The 1,813-nt window shown below is 69.8% G+C and carries 2 protein-coding genes; both read left to right on the top strand.

Annotated features, from left to right (window positions below):
* The first annotated feature begins 282 nt into the window (after positions 1–282).
* Positions 283–819 carry an ATP-binding protein gene (locus tag AC08ON_RS12050; protein WP_476607444.1) on the top strand — a complete coding sequence of 179 codons (537 nt, stop codon included), beginning with the start codon at positions 283–285 and terminating at the stop codon, positions 817–819.
* The coding region (locus AC08ON_RS12045; RefSeq protein WP_476616978.1) for an RNA polymerase sigma factor SigF at positions 816–1,813 on the top strand (998 nt) is incomplete at its 3' end. The genes AC08ON_RS12050 and AC08ON_RS12045, both read left to right, overlap by 4 nt.

Genomic DNA, 1,813 nt, shown 5'->3' with positions numbered 1-1,813 from the left:
AAGCCGACGACGGCCAGACAGGCCGGATGCAACAGCTTACGATCACCCGACCTGCGGTACCCAGCGGCGGCTGGGTACGGTGGAGTCGGTGGCCGCCGCCCGGCCGCCGACGGAGCGGAAACCGTCCGCCCATGCGGGACGTCATGGTCGGGAGCGGAATACTCGACCCGTCGACGGGTGGGCGAGGGACCGCCGACAATATCATTATCTAATCGACCTTGGTCGGCAGGACACCCGCGAGGCGCCGTCCTCGCGCGACGCAGGCTCTTTGGGGGTAGGAACGTGGATCCGACGCCTTCGACCGGCGGCGCGGAGAGCTCCGACACCATCGACAGCCAAACCGCCCACTCGGGCGGCCTACGCGACGTGGTTGCGCTCACCCTGCCCGCCGCGAGCGCCTACCTCACCGTCCTGCGCACGGCGACGGCCTCGCTGGCGGCCCGCCTCGACTTCACTCTCGACGACATCGAGGATCTCCGGATCGCCGTGGACGAGGCGTGCGCCCTGCTGCTCGTCTCGGCCGTGCCGGGTTCCTCGCTGGACTGCACGTTCACCCTCTCGCCGGGGGTGATGCACGTCCTGGTGACGGTCAAGAGCCTGGACGGCGAGCAGCCCTCCGAGGACACCTTCGCCTGGACCGTGCTCAAGGCGCTGGCGGGCGACGTGCAGACCTCGACGGGCCCGGGGTCGCGGGTGAGCATCGCCTTGCAGAAGCGCAGGGGCGTGCGCGCCGACCTCGGCGGGCCTCCGGCCGGACACGTCCGAGGGTCGGGTGCGTCCAGAGAGACTCCACTGGGCGACACGGTAGGTACGTCGTGACGTCGACCGGGAGAACGCCGACCCCACCGCGCACGGTACCTGATCACGATGTAGCCGATCGCAACGTAGCCGATCGCGACCCGGTGTCCGCGGTGGACCCGGTAGCGGCGTTGAGCCAACGGGGATCCGTGCTCGACGACCACCCGGGGATCGACAGCGATCCCGGCCCCGAGATGACGACCCAGGCGCCACCGAACCCGGCGGTGGACGGTCCGGCGATCGACGGGGAGAGCGATCGGCCCGAGCGCGCGCACTCGCCCGACCGGGCCCTGGCCCGCACGCTGTTCGTCCGCCTCGCCGAGCTACCCGAGGACGATCCCGAACGCTCCGCCGTCCGCGATCAGCTCGTCCGGATGCACCTACCGCTGGTGGAGTACCTCGCCCGCCGCTTCCGTAACCGGGGCGAGCCGCTCGACGACCTCGTCCAGGTGGCCACCATCGGATTGATCAAATCGGTGGACCGGTTCGATCCAGAACGTGGGGTGGAGTTCTCGACCTACGCCACCCCGACCATTGTCGGTGAGATCAAGCGGCACTTCCGGGACAAGGGCTGGGCCATCCGGGTCCCCCGCCGCCTTCAGGAGCTCAAACTCTCCCTGACGAAGGCGACCTCCGAGCTCTCCCAGACGCTGGGCCGCTCCCCCACGGTGAGCGAGATCGCCCGGCATCTGCAGATGAGCGAAGATGACGTCCTCGAGGGGCTGGAGTCGGCGAACGCCTACTCGGCGGTCTCCCTCGACGCGCCGGACTCCGGCGACGACGAGGCGCCCGCCGTCGCGGACACCCTCGGCGTCCAGGACGAGTCCCTGGAGGGCGTCGAGTACCGCGAGTCCCTCAAGCCGCTGTTGGAGAAACTCTCTCCGCGGGAGAAGCGCATCCTGCTGCTGCGGTTCTTCGGCAACATGACCCAGTCCCAGATCGCGACCGAGCTCGGCATCTCCCAGATGCACGTTTCCCGGCTCCTGGCCCGGACCCTGGCCCAGCTGCGGCGCGG

It is taken from the genome of Frankia sp. CoWAU3 (assembly GCF_977971855.1).
This window is presented reverse-complemented; position numbering and strand designations above follow the sequence as displayed.